At 52.3% G+C, this 6,905-nt stretch carries 7 protein-coding genes; 3 read left to right on the top strand and 4 right to left on the bottom strand.

Annotated features, from left to right (window positions below; translation table 11 throughout):
- Positions 1–39: 39 nt before the first annotated feature.
- The 4 genes from A918_RS0107955 to A918_RS0107940 form a co-directional block, all read right to left on the bottom strand.
- Entirely contained in the window at positions 40–1,329 is a 1,290-nt protein-coding gene (locus tag A918_RS0107955; protein ID WP_022710549.1) for an adenylosuccinate synthase, read from the bottom strand.
- A 205-nt stretch (positions 1,330–1,534) separates the two neighbouring features.
- Positions 1,535–2,056 carry a GNAT family N-acetyltransferase gene (locus A918_RS0107950; protein WP_022710548.1) on the bottom strand — a complete coding sequence of 174 codons (522 nt, stop codon included), beginning with the start codon at positions 2,054–2,056 and terminating at the stop codon, positions 1,535–1,537.
- A gap of 130 nt (positions 2,057–2,186) precedes the next feature.
- Complete coding sequence (serA, locus tag A918_RS0107945; RefSeq protein ID WP_022710547.1) at positions 2,187–3,788, bottom strand: phosphoglycerate dehydrogenase; 1,602 nt, start codon at positions 3,786–3,788, stop codon at positions 2,187–2,189.
- A gap of 214 nt (positions 3,789–4,002) precedes the next feature.
- Positions 4,003–5,169, bottom strand: a complete 1,167-nt coding sequence (locus A918_RS0107940; protein ID WP_022710546.1) for a phosphoserine transaminase — start codon at positions 5,167–5,169, stop codon at positions 4,003–4,005.
- Between the two features lie 190 nt (positions 5,170–5,359).
- Between A918_RS0107940 and A918_RS0107935 the strand changes: the two genes are divergently transcribed.
- The 3 genes from A918_RS0107935 to A918_RS0107925 form a co-directional block, all read left to right on the top strand.
- On the top strand, positions 5,360–5,872 hold the full coding sequence (locus tag A918_RS0107935; protein ID WP_022710545.1) for a MarR family winged helix-turn-helix transcriptional regulator: 513 nt from the start codon (positions 5,360–5,362) through the stop codon (positions 5,870–5,872).
- On the top strand, positions 5,853–6,620 hold the full coding sequence (locus tag A918_RS0107930) for a DNA alkylation repair protein (protein ID WP_022710544.1): 768 nt from the start codon (positions 5,853–5,855) through the stop codon (positions 6,618–6,620). The genes A918_RS0107935 and A918_RS0107930 overlap by 20 nt, the downstream gene beginning before the upstream one ends.
- A 23-nt stretch (positions 6,621–6,643) precedes the next feature.
- The coding region (locus A918_RS0107925; RefSeq protein ID WP_022710543.1) for a DUF6616 family protein at positions 6,644–6,905 on the top strand (262 nt) is incomplete at its 3' end.

The raw sequence follows: 6,905 nt of genomic DNA, 5'->3' as shown, positions 1-6,905 counted from the left end.
CAAACCCCCGCCTTTTTCAAATCACTGATTTCAGAAATTTTAGTCCTGAAACGGATCTGTTACCAGAATTGTATCGTCACGCTCAGGGCTGGTGGAGAGCATGGAAACCGGCGTACCGATCAGCTCTTCAATATAACGAACATATTTCACAGCCTGTGCAGGCAGTTCGTTCCACGAACGGGCACCGGCAGTGGTATCTTTCCAGCCTTCCAGTGTTTCATAGATCGGCTTGACGCGTGCCTGTGCATCCATCGAGGCTGGCAGATAATCAATGCGTTTGCCGTCCAGCTCGTAAGCAACGCAAACTTTGATTTCGTCCAGACCGTCAAGAACGTCCAGCTTGGTCAGTGCAATACCGGTAATACCGGAGGTGCGCACAGTCTGCTTAACCAGAACCGCATCAAACCAGCCGCAACGGCGGGAGCGCCCGGTATTAACGCCAACTTCACGACCAACGGTCGAGAGATGTTCACCGATTGCATCATCCAGCTCGCAAGGGAACGGGCCTTCACCAACGCGGGTGGTGTAAGCCTTGGTAATGCCCAGCACATAACCGATTGCTGTCGGGCCAAGACCCGAACCGGCCGCTGCCTGACCGGCAACAGTATTGGACGAAGTCACAAACGGGTAAGTCCCGTGGTCGTTATCGAGCAGCGCACCCTGCGCACCTTCAAACAGAATACGGGCACCGGCTTTGCGCTTGTCGTCGAGAATCTTCCAGACCTGATCCACATAAGGCAGGATCTTGTCAGCAACTTCTGTCAGTTCATTATGGATGCTGTCGACGGAAATTTCAGCCAGTCCCATACCGCGACGCAGCGCATTATGGTGGGTCAGCAGGCGTTCGATTTTCGGACGCAGGCTTTCCGGCTCAGCCAGATCAATCACACGGATGGCACGGCGGCCAACCTTATCTTCGTATGCAGGGCCGATACCACGCTTGGTGGTGCCGATTTTCAGACCGGCAGAACCATCTTCACGGATCGCATCCAGTTCGCGGTGCAGAGACAGGATCAGAGGAGCATTTTCAGCAATGCGCAGAACTTCAGGGGTCACTTCAACGCCCTGTGCGCGCAGCTTTTCAACTTCTGTCACAAAATGATGCGGGTCGACGACAACGCCGTTACCAATAACGGAAAGTTTGCCGCGTACGAGGCCTGAAGGGAGCAGTGCGAGCTTGTAGCTTACACCGTCAATCACCAGAGTATGACCGGCATTGTGGCCGCCCTGATAACGCACGATTACATCAGCGCGTTCCGACAACCAGTCAACGATCTTACCTTTACCTTCGTCGCCCCATTGCGAGCCGACGACGATCACATTAGCCATGAAGAAAACTCCTCAGTACAGAATGTACAGCTTGTTTGGAATTTGAATCGAGCCTGTGACACATGCCGCTTTAGGCCCGCTCTTTCTAAAACGCGTGCTTATGCAAGCCCGTATTTTTTACAGAACGTGAGCTTCTATACAGCGTCACAACAAAAAGTGCGACTCCCGATTGCCGGAAATCGTACCTCTTCCTGCAAAAACTGGCTTATTTTGCCAGATTGCGCATCATGAAACGGGCATCTTCAGAGTAACTGAGCAGTTTTTCCTGCAAATGCGGCACATCCTGCACGGAGAATCCCTGTTTTTCCCAATAGGGCTGCGATCCGTTCACGGCCACCAGCGACAGTGAGTCGAAACCATGCGCTTCGGCTGTCTCCACGAGCAGTGTCACCAGCTTGCGTGCGGCACCGAATGCACGTGCCTGCGGCAGCAATGCCACATCATGCATATAGAAACTGTCGGCGCCTTCCGGAACCTGATGTAAAAGCGTGTTCAGCGCCGGTGCGGAAAAACGCGTCCACGGATGGCTGAAACTATAACCGAGCAATTGTTTGTCACCCTGCAACACAAAAGCACCGGCAGCAAAGACACTCAGCCGGTCAGCAAAAATAGCAGGATCCTCAGGAAAATCCGGATGCACTATGCAGCTCATATCATGCACTTCCGACAAGTCGGATGACTGCATCAGCCGCCAGTCAGCAGTCAGCGGCGCTTTATTCTCAGACATAATCATTGCCTTTATTCATATGACGGAATGTCTCGTCAATTTCCCGTCAGTTGATAAAGCACATCCCGAAAAGCACAAAACGCTTTCCGGGATGCCTGTTCATTTTAGATAATCGGGCTTAACGCCTTAATCAATCCGCAGCGATATCAAAGACCAGCGGACGCGCCTGCACAATGGCTTCATTGGCACGCAGCACATCAAGAACCGCATCCGGAATACGCTCATCCAGATAGAGAAGCGCAATCGCATCGCCGCCCATACGCTCACGACCAAGCGAGAAGTTTGCAATATTCACGCCGTGATTACCGCAAACTGTACCCAGCCAGCCGATCATGCCCGGCGTGTCATTATTGGTCGTATAAAGCATATGCTGACCAACTTCAGCATCCAGATTAATACCTTTGATCTGGATAAAGCGCGGCTTGCCATCGGAGAAGCAGGTGCCGGCAATTGAGCGGGTGCGGGTTGTCGTGCGCACAGTGATCTTGATGTAACCGTCGAACACGCCGGATTTATCGCGCTTCACTTCTGATACGATAATACCGCGTTCTTTCACCATTACCGGTGCCGATACCATGTTGACATCGGAGACCTGCGGGCGGATCAGACCGGCCAGCGCCGCACTCATCAAAGCGCGGGTATTCATAGCCGCAGTGGAACCATCAAACAGGATTTCCACTTCCTGAATAGGCTCATCCGTCACCTGACCGATAAAGGCACCCAGAACCTCAGCCAGTTTTACAAACGGCTTAAGGCGCGGTGCTTCTTCCGCAGTGATCGACGGCATGTTGATCGCATTGGTCACAGCACCTTTGATCAGATAGTCAGCCATCTGCTCGGCAACCTGCAGCGCCACATTTTCCTGCGCTTCCGAGGTCGAAGCACCAAGATGCGGGGTACAGACCACATTCGGCAAATTAAACAATTCGGATTCTGTTGCCGGTTCTACTTCAAACACGTCAATACCGGCACCGGCAACTTTGCCCGATTTCAGGGCTGCAACCAGATCAGCTTCAACAATCAGACCTCCACGGGCACAATTGATAATGCGCACGCCGTCTTTCATCTTGGCGATGTTTTCAGCATTAATGATATTGCGGGTCTTATCGGTCATCGGCGTATGCAGGCTGATGAAATCAGCGCGTGCCAGCAGATCGTCCAGTTCGACCTTCTCAACGCCCAGCTCTTCCGCACGACCTTCGGAGAGGAACGGATCGAAAGCCACCACATGCATTTTGAGGCCAATGGCGCGGGTTGCAACAATCGAACCGATATTACCGCAACCGATGACACCGAGCGTCTTACCGGTAATTTCCACACCCATGAAGCGGTTCTTTTCCCACTTACCGGCGCGGGTTGACTGGTCAGCTTCCGGCAGTTGGCGGGCAACAGCAAACATCAGCGCAATCGCATGTTCCGCAGTGGTGATCGAATTACCAAAAGGCGTATTCATCACGATGATACCGCGGCGCGAGGCAGCCGGAATATCCACATTATCCACACCGATACCGGCGCGGCCAACCACTTTAAGGTTTTTTGCTGCTGCAATCAGCTTATCGGTCACTTTGGTAGCGGAACGGATCGCCAGACCATCATATTGGCCGATAACTTCGAGCAGTTTTTCTTTGTCTTTTCCGAGATCCGGCAAATAATCCACTTCAACGCCGCGATCTTTAAAGATCTGCACTGCAGTTGGCGACAATTTATCCGAAACGAGAACGCGAGGTGCCATAACGGCCTCCGTAATTGTGTGATAGCAGAAAATAAGGGTGGTGTGCCGCAACAGTCCCAACACAGTTGCAGCGGGTACTCAGCATGATCCCGAAAAGTGGAAACCGGTTTTCGGATAAGATCATGCGCAATCAAAAGATTAGAGCGGGATAACTATTCAGCTAAAGACATCACGCTCTAACAATTTTCATAGCCTTGCGGCCGTATGAATGATCTTAGGAAAGCTGCGCTTTTTGCGTCTGGAATGCCCAGTCGAGCCATGGCAGCAATGCCTGCAGGTCTGATGTTTCAACCGTTGCACCGGTCCAGATACGCAGCCCCGACGGTGCATCGCGATAGGCACCGATATCAAAGGCCACGCCTTCTTTTTCCAGCAGAGCCACAATCGCTTTGGCAAAAGCAGCCTGAGCATCTGCCGGCAGTGCTGCAACCTGTGCATCTTTGATCGACAGGCAAACAGAGGTATTGGAACGCGTTTCCGGCACAATAGCCAGATTGGCAAGCCAGTCGCTCTTTTCAACAAAATCATTGAGCACGGCAAAATTCTTATTCGCACGCGCCATCAGACCCTGAAGACCACCAATCGACTGCGCCCATTGCAGCGCATCCAGATAATCTTCAACGCAGAGCATCGAAGGTGTGTTGATGGTTTCGCCGGTGAAGATACCTTCAATCAGCTTGCCGCCTTTGGTCATACGGAAGATTTTCGGCAGCGGCCATTGAGGCTTATAGCTTTCAAGGCGCTCTACTGCGCGCGGGGAAAGGATCAGCATACCATGCGCGCCCTCACCGCCGAGTACTTTCTGCCATGAGAAAGTAACGACATCGAGCTTGCTGTAATCCATATCCTGCGCAAAAGCCGAAGAGGTAGCATCGCAAATGGTCAGGCCTTTACGGTCTGCCGGAATGAAATCTGCACTCGGCACACGAACGCCGGAAGTCGTACCGTTCCATGTGAAAACCACATCACGGTCGAAATCCACTTTAGCGAAATCAACGATTTCACCATAAGGCGCATCAAATGTGCGGACATCTTTGAGTTGAAGCTGTTTTACAACATCGGTGACCCAACCGGCACCGAAGCTTTCCCACGCGACCATATCAACGCCGCGCTCACCAAGCAGTGACCACAAAGCCATTTCCATCGCACCGGTATCCGATGCCGGTACAATGCCGATGCGGTAATCTGCTGGAATTGCAAGAATTTCACGGGTCAGGTCAATCGCTGCTTTGAGCTTTGTCTTGCCAAGTTTAGCGCGGTGCGACCGGCCGAGCGGTGCATCTGTAAGCGCTTCCAATGTCCAGCCCGGACGCTTGGTGCAAGGACCTGAAGAAAATTGTGCATTAGCCGGACGGATGTCTGGCTTTGGAAAAGTCGTCATTTTGTATCTACCCTTTCAGATAGCACGCTTCCCGTTGGGGAGAAGTGGCCCACTGACGAAGCTATATAAAAGCCACGCCACACGCAAGTGGCTCAGAAACGAAACCGTCACAGAATTTATCATCTGCGACAAAATTACATCATCTGCATTAACTTGACATGTAATTAGGCACCATACTATATGTTGCCATATGGATATTTTGGAAATCAAACATCGCGCGCTTCTTGGTGCGGAAACACCGGAAAACAGCCATTATCAGAATATGCGCTTGTGCTTTGAACTGCTGAGCGCGGCGAAAATGATCGACCAGAGCTGCGCACAACGCCTCGCCCCTTATCAGCTCTCCGAGAGCCGTTTTGTGATTCTGTTTTTGTTGCAGCAGAAGCCGGAAGGTCTGGCACCCCATCTTTTGGCGGAGCGTGCCGGAATCACCCGCGCCACTTTAACCGGCCTGCTCGACGGGCTGGAACGCGATGGTTTTCTCATTCGCAATCACAGCCGGACAGACCGCCGCTCTATTATCGTGACTCTGACGGGCAAGGGAAAACAGACCGCAACATCGCTGGTGAGCGATCATTCACAATGGATCGCCTCTCTGATGGCGCCGCTGAATGAACAAGAGAAACAAATGCTCAGTACCTTACTGGGTAAAATCTGGACAGCGGCACAGGAGCCGACAGACCATGACCAAAGCGCCCGTTAAATCTGTCCGCCGCATGAGCGACATCACACCGGAACGGCTGGCCGAACTGAATAGCGGCACCGCTCAAACCACTGTACTGACGGAATGCCTTGCCATTGATTTTGCCCTGCTGATGCAGACTGTTTTTCCGGATATTCCGACAGAATTGCATCAACAACTCAGTGGCACTACAGCTGGTATCACCGCCAGTATGGCACTGGCAGCACAATTATTACACACTCATGGAACTATCAAACTGAGTGATCTGACCATCCATCAATCAGATACAATTCGCGGCTGGGCCTGTTATTTCATCGCTCAACAGTACTCTTCCCTGCAAGAGAAACTGGAACTGATCCGCCCGCTTGCTGATGATCCTCATTTTGGCGTGCGCGAATGGGCATGGCTGGCACTGCGCAATGATCTGATCGCGCAACCGGAACTGAGTTTCAGCCTGTTGCAGCCTTGGACGAATGATCCGTCCTATAAAATCCGGCGCTATGCCTGCGAGGCCATCCGTCCGCGTGGCGTATGGTGCGCCCATTTTAACCTGCTGAAAACCCAGCCGGAACTGGCACTCCCTATCCTTGAAGCACTGCGCAGTGATCCGGAAATTTATGTGCAGGATTCTGTCGCCAACTGGCTCAATGATGCCTCCAAAACCACACCGGACTGGGTACGCGCCCTTTGCGACCGCTGGCTTCAGGAAAGCACTTCACCTTCTACCGCCCGCATTTGCAAACGCGCCTTGCGGACACTCAATAAATAATCCTCCCCGTAAATGAGACTGATATGACCCATTATCTTGCAGAATTATACAGCCCTAAAGCGGCATGGCTTGCCCTGTCACCCGAGCAACGTCAGGATTTTTTCGCCAGCATTGGCGCAGGCATGGGCAGCCTGTCTGAATTTGGTATTGAGCCACTAGCCTTTGGCCAGACCGATCCGTCTCAACTTCATCCGGCACAGCAGCAGTTTTTCGCCATCTGGAAATTCACAGATAAAGCGGCCGTTACAGCTTTGCTGGAAGCCATTCATGCAACCGGCTGGCATG

Origin of the sequence: Pseudochrobactrum sp. AO18b, assembly GCF_000409565.1 — a bacterium.
GTDB classification, from domain to species: domain Bacteria; phylum Pseudomonadota; class Alphaproteobacteria; order Rhizobiales; family Rhizobiaceae; genus Pseudochrobactrum; species Pseudochrobactrum saccharolyticum.
The sequence above is the reverse complement of the archived record's forward strand: the minus strand, read 5'-3'. Positions and strand labels throughout refer to the sequence as shown.

Coding starts and splice junctions, on each gene's coding strand:
- A918_RS0107955 (WP_022710549.1), bottom strand. CDS start 1,329: ATGGCTAATGTGATCGTCGTCGGCTCGCAATGGGGCGACGAAGGTAAA.
- A918_RS0107930 (WP_022710544.1), top strand. CDS start 5,853: ATGACCAAAGCGCCCGTTAAATCTGTCCGCCGCATGAGCGACATCACA.
- serA (WP_022710547.1), bottom strand. CDS start 3,788: ATGGCACCTCGCGTTCTCGTTTCGGATAAATTGTCGCCAACTGCAGTG.
- A918_RS0107940 (WP_022710546.1), bottom strand. CDS start 5,169: ATGACGACTTTTCCAAAGCCAGACATCCGTCCGGCTAATGCACAATTT.
- A918_RS0107935 (WP_022710545.1), top strand. CDS start 5,360: ATGGATATTTTGGAAATCAAACATCGCGCGCTTCTTGGTGCGGAAACA.
- A918_RS0107950 (WP_022710548.1), bottom strand. CDS start 2,056: ATGTCTGAGAATAAAGCGCCGCTGACTGCTGACTGGCGGCTGATGCAG.